The sequence below is a fragment of the Micromonospora sp. WMMD967 genome (assembly GCF_029626165.1).
In the GTDB taxonomy this organism is placed as follows: Bacteria; Actinomycetota; Actinomycetes; order Mycobacteriales; family Micromonosporaceae; genus Micromonospora; species Micromonospora taraxaci.
The window spans coordinates 7,131,587-7,145,186 of the sequence record NZ_JARUBK010000001.1 but is presented as its reverse complement, the minus strand read 5'-3'; the positions used below and the strand labels follow the sequence as shown (position 1 = coordinate 7,145,186).

Genomic DNA, 13,600 nt, shown 5'->3' with positions numbered 1-13,600 from the left:
GCCTGGTGAAAGTAAGTTTCATCCGTGGCGAAGAGTCCGAAGATTTCTGCGAGTCAGGAGCCCGGTGGGCTCATCGTCCACATCAGCGGGCTGTTGCCGTCGCTGTCGCCCGCCGAGCAGCGGGTTGCCCGGCTGGTCGTGTCCGACCCGGCTGCCGCCGCACGGCGGACCATCACCGACCTCGCCACCGCAGCGGAGACATCCGAGGCGACAGTCATCCGATTCTGCCGTTCGGTGGGCATGGATGGTTACCCCCAACTGCGCATCCGCCTCGCCGCCGAGGCCGCCCGCCGGATCGAGCCGCCGGACGCCCGGGTGGTCGGCGGTGACATCCCGCCCGGTGCCGACCTCGCCCAGATCATCGCCACCATCGCGTTCAACGACGCCCGAGCGGTCGAGGAGACCGCCGAGCAACTCGACCCCGCCGTCTGCGAGCAGGTGGTCGAGGCGATCAGTGGCGCCGGCCGGATCGACATCTACGGCGCCGGCGCCAGTGGGTTCGTCGCCTCGGACTTCCAGCAGAAACTGCACCGCATCGGCCGGATCGCCTTCTACTTCCCGGACGTGCACACCGCGCTGACCTCCGCGGCCCTCCTCGGCCGGGGAGACGTGGCGATCGGCATCTCGCACACCGGCACCACCTCTGACGTGATCGAGGTGCTGGAGCAGGCCCGCACGCGGGGAGCCGTCACAGTGGCGCTGACCAACTTCCCCCGGTCACCGATCACCGAGGTGGCGGACTTCGTGTTGACCACGGCGGCCCGGGAAACCACCTACCGCTCCGGCGCGACAGCCAGCCGGCTGGCCCAGCTCACGGTGGTCGACTGCCTCTTCGTCGGCGTGGCGGCCCGCAACCGGGCCCGGGCCCGTAAGGCACTCGAGGCCACCGCCGAGGCGGTCCAGTCGCACCGGGTGGGTGCCAACCGGAGGCGGGCATGACGGCCGGCGCGGTGGAGCCGGACAAGGACATGCCAGCGCCACCCGCCCGCCCCGCCGTCCGGGTGGGCGCCCCCACCGAGCGGCGCAACCCCCTCAGCGTCGACCTCGACCTGATGTCGACCCGCGACGTCCTCAGCGTGATCAACGAGGCGGACCGGCGGGTGCCGGCGGCGGTCGCGGCGGTGCTCGACGAGATCGCCGCCACCGTCGACCTGGCAGTCACGGCCCTGCGCGGCGGTCACCGGGTGCACTACTTCGGGGCTGGCACCTCCGGCCGCCTCGGTGTGCTCGACGCCGCCGAACTGGCCCCCACCTTCAACTCGCCCCGGCACTGGTTCTGCGCCCACCTCGCCGGTGGCCCCGACGCCATGTGGCGGGCCGTCGAGGACGCCGAGGACGACGACCGGGGTGGAGCGGTCGAGGCCGCCAGTTGCGTACGCGCCGGTGACCTCGCGGTCGGCCTGGCGGCCAGCGGACGCACTCCGTACGTCCTCGGGGCGCTCGCCGCGGCCCGCGCCAAGGGTGCTTCGACGGTGCTGCTCTGCGCCAATCCGGAGGCGGAGGCCGCCCGGTCGGTCGACGTGTTCATCGGGGTGGACACCGGACCCGAGGTGGTCACCGGGTCGACCCGGATGAAGGCGGGCACGGCGCAGAAGTTGGTGCTCAACGCGTTCTCGACAGCCGTGATGGTGCGACTGGGGCGGGTCTACTCGAACCTCATGATCGATATGGTCGCCACCAACGCGAAGCTCCGCGGACGATTGATCTCGATTCTGGTCGAGGCCACCGGCTGCTCCGAGCAGGTCTCCCAGAAAGCCCTCGCGGAGGCCGGCGGTGACCTGAAGACGGCGCTCGTCTCCCTGGTCTCCGGAGCCGAGGTCGACGCCGCCCGGGCCGCGCTGGCCCGCTCCGCCCACCAGGTACGCGGCGCCCTCGCCCTGCTCGCCCGCTGACGCCCGCTCCCCGGGAACGGGAAGCGAAAGGCCCCTCGGATTGTTCATCAGGCCGGGGGGTAATAACACTTCCGATGGATGAACCGACCGGTCCGCCGCTGCGTATCTGCCAGTGACCAGGATCGCAGCGTGGTGGTGACCCGGGTCGCTGTGCCCCCACGGCTGGCGGTGTTGCCATGGTGCGGTGACCCGTGCGTGGTGCCCAACGGAGAGCCGCCCGACGGGGTGCTGACAGCAAATATGGACCGTGCTCTCAGCTAGTACTCAGGCATTCGTGACACTTTCGACTCACGAGACGGAATCCCCGACACGTCTCATCTGTTGTGTAGGTGTCAGCACCGCTGGGCACAGCAGAAGTTACCAGGGGTTGACGGACGTGGGGAATGGCAAGGAACCGGGCAACCGGCGCGAGCGAGGGGACCGTGGGCAACGTGGACAAGAACATCGGCATGCGAACCGACGAGGTTGCCGAGGAGCGCGACCTGGTCGGCGTCTACCTGCACGAGATCTCCCGGACGCCACTGCTGGACGCCGCCAAGGAGGTCGATCTCTCCAAGGCGATCGAGGCCGGCCTCTACGCCGAGCACCTGCTCGGTGAGGAAGCCGTTCCCGCCGGTGTCGACCGGGCCGACCTGGAATGGCTGGTCGTCGAGGGGGAGCGCGCGAAGGACCTCTTCATCCGCGCCAACCTGCGACTGGTCGTGTCGATCGCCCGCCGTTACGTGCGTTCGGGCATGCCCATGCTGGACCTGATCCAGGAGGGCAACACCGGCCTGGTCCGGGCGGTCGAGAAGTTCGACTACGAGCGCGGCTACAAGTTCTCCACCTACGCGACGTGGTGGATCCGCCAGGCGATCAGCCGGGCGATCGCCCAGCAGGAGCGCACCGTCCGTCTGCCGGTGCACCTGGTGGAGGACGTCAACCGGATGCGCAACGTGGCTCGGCAGCTGACCCGTGAGTTGGGCAGCGACCCGGAGCCGGAGCAGATCGCGGCAGCGCTCGGCGTCACCGTCGAGCGGGTCAACGAGTTGCGCCGCTGGTCGCAGGACACCGTCTCGCTGGACACCCCGGTGGGCGACGACGGCGACACCAACCTCGGTGACCTGGTCGCCGACAGTGACGCCCCGTCGCCGGAGGACATCGTCCTCAGCGGTCTGGAGCGGCAGCGCATCGAGGGGCTGCTCAACCACCTCGACGACCGGTCCGCCGGCATCATGCGGGCCCGCTACGGGCTGGAGGACGGTCGGGAGCACTCGCTCACCGAGGTCGCCTCCCGGTTCTCGCTGTCCCGCGAGCGGATCCGACAGCTGGAGATCCAGGCGCTCGGCCGGCTGCGTGAGCTGGCCCGGGCAGAGGGGCTGCAGGCAGCCTGACCTGGTAGTAATTACGGCGAACGGCCGGCGTCCGATAGGGGGACGCCGGCCGTTCACCGTCTTCGGACGTCTAGCGGACCCGACCGTAGCCCTGGATGGGCATCATGTTCATGCCCCGCTTGAGCACGTTGCGGCCGGCGCTCGGCGCGTCGATCACCTGACCGTCGCCCACGTACAGGGCGACGTGCCCCAGCCCGCTGTAGAACACCAGGTCACCCGGCCGTAGGTCACTCCGACCGATGTGGGCGACAGCGCTCCACTGCATCCGCGTGTTGTGCGGCAGCGACCGACCGGCCGCCCGCCAGGCCGCCGAGGTGAGCCCGGAACAGTCGTAGCCGTTCGGCCCGTCGCCGGCCCACACGTACGGCTTGCCGATCGCGCCGAACGCGTATCGCACCGCGGCGCCGGCATCACCGGCCACCGCGGGCACGTTCTTGGCCTCGGCCACCGCGGCCTTGGGTTCGGGTCGCTCGGTCGCCGCCCCGTACGCCTGCCGACGCATCTCGTACAGCTTGGTCAGATCCTGCTCGATCTGCTTCTTGGCCGTCGCGAGCTGGCGGGCCTGCGCGGCCTGCTTGGTCAGTGTGGCGTCCAGCCGGGCCTTCTCGTCCAGCAGCCGTCGCTGGTCGGCCGTGTAGCCGGAGATGCGCTCCTGACGCTGGCGGGTCAGCTGGTCCAGAGTGCCGAGGCGGTCCAGCAGGGCTGTGGCGCCCTCGGAACCGAGCAGGGCGTCGGCGGTCCGCAGACCGCCGCTTTTGTACGCGGTGCTGGCCAACTCGGCCACATCAGCCTGGCTCTGCTTGGCCTGCTGTTCCAGCGGGCCGATACGGGCCTGTAATCGGGCCACCGCGGCTTCGTTTGTCTTGATCTCCTCACGCAGCTTGTTGTACGACTCGACGACCCGCTCCAGCTCGGTCGAAGACGCCTCGATCCGGCGGGTCAGGTCGGCGGGGGACGGCTCGGCGTAGGCCACCACCGTCGGGGCGATCAGCGCGGCCGACATACCGGCGAGCGCCATGGTGCGCAGCAGGTTTTTCAGGGATGACAAGAGCGGAAGGCCCCTCTCCCACGGCCGCCGGGGCTGCTGACGCCCTCGGCGACACCGGCCGGGGCCACCCGGGCGGACGGCACTGGGCCGGACCGGCTCGCCCAACCTAACCCGGGACGGCTGTCGCTCGCAGTTGAAGCAGGGGCGAATGTTGGCGAAGTGGCCGGGCGTGGCCCTGCGTCAGGTGGCGTCATCGTGACTGATGACGCGTGAAAAGAGAGGCGAACGGTCCGTTGAGCGAAGTATTGACGGATACACGACTTTCGTCGTTCCGGGCGTATGCCGCCGGATATCTGGACGCCATAACCGATAAAACCTGAAATGGATGCTGTTTCTTGGCGATGTCACCGGTTGGGGGAACGGTCGAGAGTCGACAAATACACAGGTCAGCTGGCGGCGCCGCAACACAATGAACGGAGCCGGGAATCCCGTCGGCAGGTAGCGATGCTCGTCGGGTCCACCTCGGCCAACCGTCTCCCGCGGGAGGAACCGTGGAACGTGAAGGCGCAGGAACGCGGCCGCCGCGAACGGCGCCGGGTACCCGGTCGACCCTGCTGTACGCGCGGCCCGGCATCATCGTGACCGTCGACCGGTTCACCGCCGGCCGAACCAGCTACCAGGTGGCCGACCTGACCCACCTGCGTACCACCCGAGGCCCGCACGACCGGATCGCCGTCCGGGCCGTCGTCGTCACCGCCAGCATGCTCGGCGGTGTCGGGCTGCTCCTCGGCTTCACCGGTGGTCTGCACCGCCTGACCGCCGGGGCGTACCTCATTCTCGGCGCGGTCTTCCTGCTGCCGGCCGTGCTGGCGATGGTCGGCGATCGTTGGCGTCCACCGCCCTACGAGCTGTGGGGGTGGTACCGGGGAGCCGAGGTGCTGCTTTTCAGCGCCGACGACGAGCGGCAGTTCGGCCAGGTCACACGGGCCCTGCTGCGGGCCCGGGAGGTCAACCGGTACGGCGGGTGGGTCGACCCCCTCGCCTCGGCCGAACCGTGGCGGCCAAACCGTTGACCCGACGCGGTGGGCCGGCGCCGAACCGGCGTCGGCCCGCCGGCCGCTCAGCTGGAGACCGGCTCCGGTGCCCGCCGCTCCTGCGGCGCGGCCACCCAGGCGCTGACGCGGCGCTCGGCGTAGAAGGAGACGAACGGCACGGTGCCGGCCAGCATCACCAGCAGCATCCGCTTCAGCGGCCAGTCGGCACGGCGGCTCAGGTCGAACGCGGCCACCAGGTAGATCATGTAGAGGAAGCCGTGCGCCGGGCCGATCGTCTCGACCACGACCGGGTTGTCGAACGCGTACTTGAGCGGCATGCCGATCACGACCAGCAGGATCAGGACCACGCCCACGATCCAGGCGATCACGCGGTACCGGGTAAGGGCAGCGCCCACCTTCGTCCGTCCTTCCGAGCCCGGCTCAGCCGGGATAGTCACCGGGCCGGGCGCCCGGATTGGCGTTCAACCATGACAGGTAGCGGTTGTAGGCTGCCAGGTCGGTGTCCTCGACCGCGTCGCCGCCGGTGGCCGGTGCCCGGGACACCCGCACCGGTCGGCGGACCGCCGGTCGGGAGCCGGCGTCGACCGTCGGCGTCGGCTCGACAGCCGGGTCCGGCGACGGCGCTTCGGCCTCCGCCCCCCGGCGGCGGGCGAGCTTCACCTCGCGCCACCAGACGTAGACCACGAAGCCGGCGAAGATCGGCCACTCGACCGCGTACCCCCAGCTCAGGCTGTTGCCGGCCGCGGCCCGGCTGACCTGCCACCAGCCCAGCCCCAGGAAGCCCACGGTCAGCACGACCATGGCCACGTGGCGCGCGATCCACGCCGGGGTCCAGAGCCGCCTCATGGCATCGAGGGTACCGGGGACGGCTCCGGTCTCCGACACCGTGTCGTAGTTGTGGCGTCGCGGCCATGGTTTGGCCGCACGCCGCCTGGGCAATCGTCTAGACGCCAGCCCAAACGAGATCAAGGGGGGCGATCATGACCGGATCGGTACGTGAGGACGGCTTCGCGTCCAGCGGCAACACCGAGATGAGCCCGGAGCAGCGGATGCCCGAGTGGGGCGGCGACGACCCGGCCGGCACCGCGGGCCTCGACGGCGATCTGCCCGGCGTCGACCCGACGGAGTTGACCGACGAGGATCTGATCCGCGAGATGCACAGCCTGCACCGCACCCGCCTCGACACCCTGCGGCACGCGGCGGACTCCGCGCTCGCCAACCACCTGCGGCGTACCGCGGAACTCGAGACCGAATACCTGGCCCGCCACCCGGGCCGGGAGGTCGACCCCAGCCGCCTGCGGGACGCCTGATGCCGGCGCGCGCCGTGCGCGGCATGTCCGCGCCACCCGAGGTGGTCTTCAACACGGCCACCGACCCGGATCGCGCCTCGGCCTGGCTGCCGGAGCCGCTGCGCGGCGACGGAAGCCCCGCCGCCGAGATCGACGGCGAGGAACTGCGCGCACGCTGGGGCGACGGCGACGACTGGTCCGCCGAGATCCGGGTGGAGCCGGCCGATGCCGGCGGCGCCCGGATCCAGCTGGACCTGGCCGACGGGTCGGGCGACCCCGGCCCGGACCAGCTGGCCGACGAGGCACTCAGCAACCTGGCACGCGAGGTTGCCGACAACCTCCAGGCCGGCTGAGCGGGCACGCGGGACGCCCGGTCCCGCACCACCACGACATGGGAGGAGAACGGGTGAGCGACACCGGCCTGCGCGACAAGGCGGCGCGGTTGCGGTGGGCGTACGCGCCGCACGAACACCGGCCGCTCGGCGGCTACCTGGTGGCAATGGGTGCCTACGCCGGGGTGACCGGCGCACTCGCCGGTCTGGTCAAGGTGACCGGTCGACCGGTGCCGGAGCGTCCCGCGCCGTCCGACGTGGTGCTGCTCTCCATCGCCACCCACAAGTTGAGTCGGCTGCTGTCCAAGGACGCGGTGACGAGCCCTCTGCGGGCGCCGTTCACCCGTTATGACCGCCCGATCGGCAGCGGCGAGGTGATGGAGCAGGTCCGTGACTCGGGCAGCCCCACCCGGCACGCCATCGGCGAGTTGCTGAGCTGCCCGTTCTGCCTGGCGGTCTGGGTGGCCACCGGGCTGACCGGCGGCCTGGTGCTCGCGCCCCGGCTGACCCGGCTGGTGGCCACCGCGCTGACCGCGGTCGCCGCGTCCGACTTCCTCCAGATGGCGTACGCGACGGCGCAGCAGGCCGCCGAGGGCGGGCACGACGACGACTGACGAGCACAAACGGAAGGGGCCGGCGCTGCCGCCGGCCCCTTCCGTCGTACCTGAGTCTCAGCGCTGCATGCCGGACCAGCCGTGCGGCGACTCCGGCTCCCGCTCGTCCTCGTCCGCGCCGGTGATGATGTCCCGGTCCACCGCCGTCTTGTCGTGCTCGTTGGCGAAGTCCGGCTCGGGGGTGGTGTCCATGCCCTTCGGCGGTTGACCGAGCGCCGGAATCTTCTCGTCGTGGTCCTCGTGGTGGGTCATGTCGGTGTCCCTTCTACGGTCGCTCACGCGACGGAGCTGGCGGGGTCGCTCGCGGTGAGGGTCGCTCACGCGACGGAGCCGCCGAGGAGGTCGCTGGCCTCGTCCACCGAGTACTCGCCCTCGGGCAGTGCGTCGACTCGGGCGAGTAGGTCCGCTGGAAGCTCGGCAGCCACCGCCCGGCGGTAGATCTCGCCCTGGTCGACCCGCTCCTGCGCCCGGAAGACGTCGTCGAGCAGGTCGTCGAGGGCCCGGGTGTCCGGCTCGCCGGACACTGATGCGTCGTCGGTCACCTCGATCAGCTACCCGGGCCGGAATCGGTCAAACGTCACGCCAGCGGGCCGCCTAGGCCGCCGGTCGATGACCTCCTGCGCCGCCTTTGCTCTGCACCCACCCGCGCACCAGTTACGGACCGTGTCCGTCGCATCGGTGGGTGCAGAGCAAAGGCGGTGGCGGATACTTCGTCGCGCTCGTCGCGCTCGTCGCGCTCGTCGCGCTCGGGGACCGGTCGCTGGCGGCGTTGTGTCTGCCTGGGGCCGTCGCGGTGGTTTCGGCTGCTCGGTCTGGTGGGGTTCGGGGGTACAGACAGAGCCGCCCCCGGCCTTGTGGGCCGGGGGCGGCTCTGGTGTCGGTGTGCAGGTCGCCTCTCGGCGAGTGGCGCTACGCGGCTCCAGCCGGACGGTATTCCGCGAAGGCTATTTAGGTGAGGCCCGGGGACACTGGGCACACCGACACCTCGGTCAACGAGCCGACCCCCACTCGTGTTCCGCGCCTTCTGGTGTCAGCCGTCACACTGTCGTCGGCAGGGTGGCCCGCCGCGCCCGCACGGCCGAGGCCAGGTGATCGAGCACCTCGGCGGTGTCGTCCCAACCGAGGCAGGCGTCGGTGACCGAACGGCCGTACTCCAGCTCCCGGGTCGGGTCGAGGTCCTGCCGGCCGGGCAGCAGGAACGACTCCAACATCACGCCGGTGATCCCACGCTGCCCGGCGGCCATCTGGGCGGCCACGTCCGCGGCGACCAGCGGCTGGTTGCGGTGGTCCTTGCCGCTGTTGGCGTGACTGGCGTCGATCACCAAGCGCTCCGGCAGCCCCGCCGCACGGAGCAGGTCGATCGCGCCGGCGACCGACTCCGCGTCGTAGTTGGGCCGCCCACCCCCGCCGCGCAGCACCAGGTGCCCGTCCGTGTTGCCGCGGGTGTGCATGATCGCCGGGGTGCCGGAGAAGTCGATGCCGGGGAAGACATGCGGTACGCCGGCCGCGCGGATCGCGTCCACGGCGGTGCCGATGCTGCCGTCGGGGCGGTTCTTCATGCCGATCGGCATGGACAGGCCGGAGGCGAGCTGCCTGTGCACCTGGCTCTCCACGGTCCGGGCGCCGATCGCGCCCCAGGCCACCGTGTCCGCGATGTACTGCGGGGTGATCGGGTCCAGGAACTCGCAACCCACCGGCAGACCGAGGCGCAGCACGTCCAGAAGCAGCGCCCGGGCCAGCCGCAGGCCGGTGTTGACGTCCCCGCTGCCGTCCAGGCCCGGGTCGTTGATCAGGCCCTTCCAGCCGACAGTGGAACGGGGCTTCTCGAAGTAGACCCGCATGACGATCAGGAGGTCGTCGGCCAGCCGGTCGGCGGTGCCGCGCAGACGCTCGGCGTATTCGAGGGCGGCGGCCGGGTCGTGCACCGAGCAGGGGCCGACCACCACCAGCAGGCGGTCGTCCTCGCGGTCGAGCACCCGACCCACGGCGCGTCGGCCGTTCAGCACGGCTGAGGCGAGCGATGCGTCCAGGGGTAACTCGTGATGCAGCAGGGCGGGCGTGGTCAGCGGCACGACGCGGTCGATCCGCTGATCGCTGACCCGATCGGTCTCCGGGGTCGTCACGGTGGGGAATCCTTCCGCCGACCGCGCCCGGGGCCGGTGCCCGGGACGAGCCGGCTGCTCGTACACAAAAGGGCAGGAACGAAAGCTCCTGCCCAGCCGGCTCGGTCTGCGGTGACGTCAGATCATGGTGAAGTCACCGGCGTGCGAGCCGGCTGCCTAAACCATCGATACGAACGCGTCACGTCGCCCAGCGTACCCGACCCGATGCGGAAGCCCACCGCGTCGTCCCAAGATGCGGAGTGAACATCGCGTGTCACGGTCCACGGCGGGGTAACAGGGGTGCCATGACTGACGAGCAGAGCGATCAGGACCGGGTGGAGTCCCGAGCCCACCACCTCCTGCCCGAGGAGGAGGCCGTGGGCAGCGACGACCCGGAGGCGCAGGCGGAGGCCATCCTCGCCGAGTCGGACCTCCGCGAGGAGGACCAGAACGCGGCACCGGACACGGTGCTGGAACGTCGTACCTCGGATCAGACGGTGGTCGCTGTCGAACCCCCGGACTGAGCGTCCGCCCCGCGAGCCCGGCGTGACCCCCGATAGGTCTGCTCCCGCAGCCAGGCCAGAGGGCCTGCCACCCGCAGGTCGGGTGGCAGGTTGCGCACCGGGTCGAACGCGAGCGCGGCATCCTCCTCGGCGTCGAGTTGGACGCCGATGCTGATCTGCCCCACCGGCCGCCACGGCCCCACGGCGGACGCGACAGCGAGCACCAAGCGCGGCGTGTCCGTCCGGGTCGCGGCGGCCGCCGCGCTCAGGCTGCGTCCGAGGCCGACCGAGTCGGGGTCGGCCAGCGCGGACAGCCAGATCCGGCGGGGACCCACGCGGTAACACATGATCGAGGTGTACGTCCCGGTGAAGTCGCGCCGGGGCAGCGGCAGGTTGCGCAGCAGCGGGGCCGCGCCACTGGAACTGACCAGCAGGTCGAACGGATGGCCGCCGTCGCGGTGCAGGCGTACCGCGAGGCCGAGCACGTCCGGCCAACTGCCGGGCGTCGGTGTGCCCTTGGAGAGCCGGACGGTCGCCCGGTACCGGCCCGGGTCGTCCAGCAGACCGGCCCCGGTGGGTGGTCCGGGCGTACCCCAGATCATCAGTTCGCCGGTGAAGGAGCGACCGGCCGGATGCAGCAACCGGCCGCGGCGTCGGCTCAGCGCGACGCTGGCGCGTTCGACGGCGGTGGCGAGCCGGGACGAGGGCGGGGTGACGGTCATGGCCCTCCGATACCCCGGGCGGCCTCCCTGATGCGGCGGGTCGGCTCGCCGACGGGCCGCACGTCACCTTTCCGCCCGGGAGATCGGATAGCGTCGGGGCATGCCCGACAGCGGTTACCCCTGGCCCATTGAGACGTCCCGACTGGACAACGGCCTGCGCGTGGTGGTGAGTGAGGACCGCACCGCGCCGGCCGTGGCCGTCAACCTCTGGTACGACGTCGGCTCCCGGCACGAGCCGGCCGGGCAGACCGGCTTCGCCCACCTCTTCGAGCACCTGATGTTCGAGGGCTCGGTCAACGTGGCGAAGACCGAGCACATGAAGTTGATCCAGGGCTCCGGCGGCTCGCTCAACGCCACCACCAACCCGGACCGGACGAACTACTTCGAGACGGTCCCGGCCGAGCACCTGGAGTTGGCGCTCTGGTTGGAGGCCGACCGGATGGGCGGCCTGGTTCCGGCGCTCACCCAGGAGACGCTGGACAACCAGCGCGACGTGGTCAAGAACGAGCGCCGGCAACGCTACGAGAACGTGCCGTACGGGGACGCCTGGCTGCGGTTGCTGCCGCTGCTCTACCCGCCGGGGCACCCCTACCATCACGCGACGATCGGCTCGATGGCTGACCTGAACGCCGCCGACCTTGCCACCTTCCAGGCGTTCCACCAGACCTACTACGCGCCCAACAACTCGGTCCTCACAGTGGTCGGCGACGCCACCGCCTCGGACGTGTTCGCGTTGGCCGACAAGTACTTCGGGGCGCTGCCCCCGCGCGACGACATCCCGCCGGCCCCGGACGGGCGCAGTGTCCCGGCCACCGGGCAGACGGCGGTCGAGTCGGTGAGCGCGGACGTGCCGGCGCCCCGGGTGTACATCGCCCACCGCAGCTACCCGTTCGGCAGCGCGGAATACAACGTGATCACCGTGCTCGCCACAGTCCTCGGCAGTGGCCGGGGCAGCCGGCTCTACCAGCGGCTCGCCGACGGTGAGCGGATCGCCCAGCCGGACCTGGTCGGGGCGTACGGGGTGGACCTCGCGCACGCCCCGGCACCGCTGATCGCCACCGCCACCGCCCGCCCCGGGGTGAGCGGCGAGCGGCTGGCCGAAGGGCTGGCCGAGGTCGTCGACGAGTTGGCCACCGTGCCGGTCACCGCCGCCGAACTTGACCGGGCCAAGGCGCTGCTGAGCACCGGGTGGTGGCGGCAGCTGTCCACGGTGGACGGCCGGGCGGACCTGCTCGGCCGGTACGCCACCCAGTTCGGTGACCCGGCCCGCGTCGCCGACCAGTTGCCGGGCCTGCTCGCGGTGACCGCCGAGCAGATCGCCGAGGCCGCCGCCGAGGTGCTCACCACCGACCGGGTCATCCTGACCTACCTGCCCGAGGAGACCTCATGACGTTGATCGCCGACCGTCCCGGCCCGGGCGCCGCCCGCCCGTACCGGTTCCCGGCGGTGGTCCGCCGCTCCGTGGCCGGTGGTCAGGTCGTGGCCGCGCACCTGCCGGGGCAGAACCTCGCCGTGGCCCTGCTGCTGCTCGACGTGGGAGCGGGCCGGGAGCCGGTCGGCAAGGAGGGTCTGTCCGGTGTGCTGGCCAAGGCTCTCGAAGAGGGGACCGCGCAGCGGGACGCCGCCGCGTACGCGCTCGCTGTCGAAGGGCTCGGCACCGCGTTGACGACCGGGCTGGACTGGGACTCGTTCCAGGCCAGCGTGGTGATCCCGGTGGACCGGCTCAGCGCGGCCGTGGAACTGCTCGCCGAGGCCGTCCGGACGCCCCGACTGGACCCCGCCGACGTGCGCCGGGTCCGCGACGACGAGGCGACCGCGTTGCGGATGGACTGGGCCAACCCGGGACCGCGCGCCGACGCGGCGTTGCGCGCCGACCTGTTCGGCGCGGAGAACCGCTGGGGACGTCCCCTGCACGGCGACCCGGAATCGGTCGCCGGGTTGGACGTGGAGGACGTCACGGTCTTCCACTCCGAGTGGTTCCTGCGCCCCGGCACCCTTGTCGTCGCCGGGGACCTGGACCGGATCGACCTGGACGCGCTCGCCGCCGCGGCGTTCGCCGGCACGGGAGGCGGGCCGGCCGACCGGGGCGGCCCGATCGAGGTGCCGCTGCACACCGGCCGGCGGATCATCCTGGTGGACAGGCCCGGTTCGGTGCAGTCCACGCTGCGACTCGGCCACCCGTCGCCGTACCGGGCGCACCCCGACCACGTGCCGATGACGCTCGCCGGCACGGTGCTCGGCGGGGCGTTCACGTCGCGGCTCAACCACCTGCTCCGCGAGGTGCACGGCTACACGTACGGCATCCGGGGTGAGTTCGCGTCGTCCCGGCGGTTCGGGCGGTTCGCCGTCAGTTCCGGCGTGCAGACGGCCGTCACCGCGCCGGCCCTGGTGGAGGCGGTGGGTGAGATCACCCGTACCCAGGCCACCGGGGTCACCGAGGACGAACTGGAGGTGGCCCGGTCCTGGCGAGCGGGGCAGCTCTCGGTCGAGTTGCAGAGCCCTCGGGCGATCGCCTCCGCGTTGACCACGCTCGTCGTACACGATCTGCCGGACGACTATCACGCCCGGCTGCGGGAGTCGCTGTTGGCGGCGGACGTCGACCAGGTCTCCGCGGCGGCGGCCAACCACCTGCACCCGGAAGCGTTGACCCTGGTCATCGAAGGTGACGCCGCCGTCATCCGCGACGACCTGACGGCAGCGAACCTGGGCGACCTGATCGCCTGACCGCGC

At 71.4% G+C, this 13,600-nt stretch carries 17 protein-coding genes; 10 read left to right on the top strand and 7 right to left on the bottom strand.

Translation table 11 applies throughout. The features are described from left to right. The first annotated feature begins 24 nt into the window (after positions 1-24). The 3 genes from O7631_RS32260 (at position 25) to O7631_RS32250 (ending at position 3,265) form a co-directional block, all read left to right on the top strand. Positions 25-939 (top strand): MurR/RpiR family transcriptional regulator, encoded by a 915-nt coding sequence (locus tag O7631_RS32260; protein WP_269682640.1) that lies wholly within the window; start codon positions 25-27, stop codon positions 937-939. Then, positions 936-1,892: an N-acetylmuramic acid 6-phosphate etherase gene (locus O7631_RS32255; RefSeq protein ID WP_278147678.1), complete on the top strand. Its 957-nt coding sequence runs from the start codon at positions 936-938 to the stop codon at positions 1,890-1,892. The genes O7631_RS32260 and O7631_RS32255 overlap by 4 nt, the downstream gene beginning before the upstream one ends. 383 nt (positions 1,893-2,275) lie before the next feature. Further along, positions 2,276-3,265 carry a sigma-70 family RNA polymerase sigma factor gene (locus tag O7631_RS32250; RefSeq protein WP_203148097.1) on the top strand — a complete coding sequence of 330 codons (990 nt, stop codon included), beginning with the start codon at positions 2,276-2,278 and terminating at the stop codon, positions 3,263-3,265. Between the two features lie 70 nt (positions 3,266-3,335). On the opposite strand, the gene O7631_RS32245 is transcribed toward O7631_RS32250, so the two are convergent. Next, positions 3,336-4,313, bottom strand: a complete 978-nt coding sequence (locus O7631_RS32245; RefSeq protein ID WP_278147677.1) for a C40 family peptidase — start codon at positions 4,311-4,313, stop codon at positions 3,336-3,338. Positions 4,314-4,804: 491 nt separating this feature from the next. Between O7631_RS32245 and O7631_RS32240 the strand changes: the two genes are divergently transcribed. Continuing rightward, the gene (locus O7631_RS32240; protein WP_278147676.1) at positions 4,805-5,326 is read left to right on the top strand and encodes a DUF6232 family protein; all 522 of its coding nucleotides are present in this window, start codon (positions 4,805-4,807) and stop codon (positions 5,324-5,326) included. Between the two features lie 47 nt (positions 5,327-5,373). Here the strand turns inward: O7631_RS32240 and O7631_RS32235 are convergent, their stop codons facing one another. Together O7631_RS32235 and O7631_RS32230 are read right to left on the bottom strand one after the other, a co-directional pair. Next, positions 5,374-5,703, bottom strand: coding sequence for a DUF3817 domain-containing protein (locus O7631_RS32235; RefSeq protein WP_278147675.1), 330 nt, complete (start codon positions 5,701-5,703; stop codon positions 5,374-5,376). A gap of 25 nt (positions 5,704-5,728) precedes the next feature. After that, positions 5,729-6,154 (bottom strand): hypothetical protein, encoded by a 426-nt coding sequence (locus O7631_RS32230; protein WP_278147674.1) that lies wholly within the window; start codon positions 6,152-6,154, stop codon positions 5,729-5,731. A 134-nt stretch (positions 6,155-6,288) separates the two neighbouring features. Between O7631_RS32230 and O7631_RS32225 the strand changes: the two genes are divergently transcribed. From O7631_RS32225 to O7631_RS32215, 3 genes are read left to right on the top strand one after another with little or no spacing between them, the layout of a single operon-like run. After that, on the top strand, positions 6,289-6,618 hold the full coding sequence (locus O7631_RS32225) for a DUF6158 family protein (protein ID WP_278147673.1): 330 nt from the start codon (positions 6,289-6,291) through the stop codon (positions 6,616-6,618). Further along, entirely contained in the window at positions 6,618-6,950 is a 333-nt protein-coding gene (locus O7631_RS32220; protein WP_278147672.1) for a hypothetical protein, read from the top strand. Before O7631_RS32225 ends, O7631_RS32220 begins: the two co-directional genes overlap by 1 nt. Before the next feature lie 53 nt (positions 6,951-7,003). After that, a complete protein-coding gene (locus O7631_RS32215; RefSeq protein WP_278147671.1) occupies positions 7,004-7,543 on the top strand; it encodes a DUF1360 domain-containing protein in 540 nt (179 codons plus the stop codon). A gap of 57 nt (positions 7,544-7,600) precedes the next feature. On the opposite strand, the gene O7631_RS32210 is transcribed toward O7631_RS32215, so the two are convergent. The 3 genes from O7631_RS32210 to O7631_RS32200 form a co-directional block, all read right to left on the bottom strand. Beyond that, a complete protein-coding gene (locus O7631_RS32210) occupies positions 7,601-7,795 on the bottom strand; it encodes a hypothetical protein (RefSeq protein ID WP_278147670.1) in 195 nt (64 codons plus the stop codon). Positions 7,796-7,860: 65 nt separating this feature from the next. Beyond that, on the bottom strand, positions 7,861-8,085 hold the full coding sequence (locus O7631_RS32205; RefSeq protein ID WP_088987954.1) for a hypothetical protein: 225 nt from the start codon (positions 8,083-8,085) through the stop codon (positions 7,861-7,863). Positions 8,086-8,580: 495 nt separating this feature from the next. After that, positions 8,581-9,666 (bottom strand): 3-deoxy-7-phosphoheptulonate synthase, encoded by a 1,086-nt coding sequence (locus O7631_RS32200; protein ID WP_088987955.1) that lies wholly within the window; start codon positions 9,664-9,666, stop codon positions 8,581-8,583. A gap of 284 nt (positions 9,667-9,950) precedes the next feature. On the opposite strand from O7631_RS32200, the gene O7631_RS32195 reads away from it, so the two are divergent. Continuing rightward, positions 9,951-10,169, top strand: coding sequence for a hypothetical protein (locus O7631_RS32195; RefSeq protein WP_278147669.1), 219 nt, complete (start codon positions 9,951-9,953; stop codon positions 10,167-10,169). On the opposite strand, the gene O7631_RS32190 is transcribed toward O7631_RS32195, so the two are convergent. Beyond that, the gene (locus O7631_RS32190; RefSeq protein ID WP_278147668.1) at positions 10,136-10,870 is read right to left on the bottom strand and encodes a phosphodiesterase; all 735 of its coding nucleotides are present in this window, start codon (positions 10,868-10,870) and stop codon (positions 10,136-10,138) included. The two genes, O7631_RS32195 and O7631_RS32190, sit on opposite strands and share 34 nt — an antisense overlap. Positions 10,871-10,970: 100 nt before the next feature. On the opposite strand from O7631_RS32190, the gene O7631_RS32185 reads away from it, so the two are divergent. Further along, positions 10,971-12,260, top strand: coding sequence for a pitrilysin family protein (locus O7631_RS32185; RefSeq protein WP_278147667.1), 1,290 nt, complete (start codon positions 10,971-10,973; stop codon positions 12,258-12,260). Next, positions 12,257-13,594, top strand: coding sequence for a pitrilysin family protein (locus O7631_RS32180; protein ID WP_278147666.1), 1,338 nt, complete (start codon positions 12,257-12,259; stop codon positions 13,592-13,594). Before O7631_RS32185 ends, O7631_RS32180 begins: the two co-directional genes overlap by 4 nt. Positions 13,595-13,600: the final 6 nt, after the last annotated feature.

Excerpts from the sequence above, each read along its gene's own strand:
- O7631_RS32255 (WP_278147678.1), top strand. The coding sequence starts at position 936 with ATGACGGCCGGCGCGGTGGAGCCGGACAAGGACATGCCAGCGCCACCC.
- O7631_RS32250 (WP_203148097.1), top strand. The coding sequence starts at position 2,276 with ATGGCAAGGAACCGGGCAACCGGCGCGAGCGAGGGGACCGTGGGCAAC.
- O7631_RS32230 (WP_278147674.1), bottom strand. The coding sequence starts at position 6,154 with ATGAGGCGGCTCTGGACCCCGGCGTGGATCGCGCGCCACGTGGCCATG.
- O7631_RS32225 (WP_278147673.1), top strand. The coding sequence starts at position 6,289 with ATGACCGGATCGGTACGTGAGGACGGCTTCGCGTCCAGCGGCAACACC.
- O7631_RS32220 (WP_278147672.1), top strand. The coding sequence starts at position 6,618 with ATGCCGGCGCGCGCCGTGCGCGGCATGTCCGCGCCACCCGAGGTGGTC.
- O7631_RS32210 (WP_278147670.1), bottom strand. The coding sequence starts at position 7,795 with ATGACCCACCACGAGGACCACGACGAGAAGATTCCGGCGCTCGGTCAA.
- O7631_RS32195 (WP_278147669.1), top strand. The coding sequence starts at position 9,951 with ATGACTGACGAGCAGAGCGATCAGGACCGGGTGGAGTCCCGAGCCCAC.
- O7631_RS32190 (WP_278147668.1), bottom strand. The coding sequence starts at position 10,870 with ATGACCGTCACCCCGCCCTCGTCCCGGCTCGCCACCGCCGTCGAACGC.
- O7631_RS32185 (WP_278147667.1), top strand. The coding sequence starts at position 10,971 with ATGCCCGACAGCGGTTACCCCTGGCCCATTGAGACGTCCCGACTGGAC.
- O7631_RS32180 (WP_278147666.1), top strand. The coding sequence starts at position 12,257 with ATGACGTTGATCGCCGACCGTCCCGGCCCGGGCGCCGCCCGCCCGTAC.